The sequence below is a fragment of the Thalassobellus sediminis genome (assembly GCF_044386045.1).
Taxonomy (GTDB): domain Bacteria; phylum Bacteroidota; class Bacteroidia; order Flavobacteriales; family Flavobacteriaceae; genus Thalassobellus; species Thalassobellus sediminis.
Window position 1 is genome coordinate 1 of sequence record NZ_JBISCD010000007.1, and the last position, 245, is coordinate 245.

Annotated in this window: 1 protein-coding gene; it reads left to right on the top strand. The window is 40.4% G+C overall.

Features of this window, described 5'->3' with window-relative positions; all coding sequences use genetic code 11:
* The coding region (locus ACH5TW_RS00130) for a hypothetical protein (protein WP_439334444.1) at positions 1-245 on the top strand (245 nt) is incomplete at both ends.

The following is a 245-nucleotide window of genomic DNA, read 5'->3' on the forward strand; positions in this document are numbered from 1 at the left end:
TAGTGTAACTGGTGGTTGTGATCCGCAAGCTACAGATATTAGTGCACTTACTGCTCCTGCTTTATGTGAGGGTGGTAATACGAGTGTAACTTATAATGTAACAGACTTATGTGAGTCTGGGCAAGATACAGCTACATTTACGGTAACTCCTGCTGATGCCTTAACAATTAGTGATGTTCAAGATCTTACTGTGAATGCTTGTGACTTTGATGATCAAGCGGCTTTAGATACAGCCTTTGCTAATT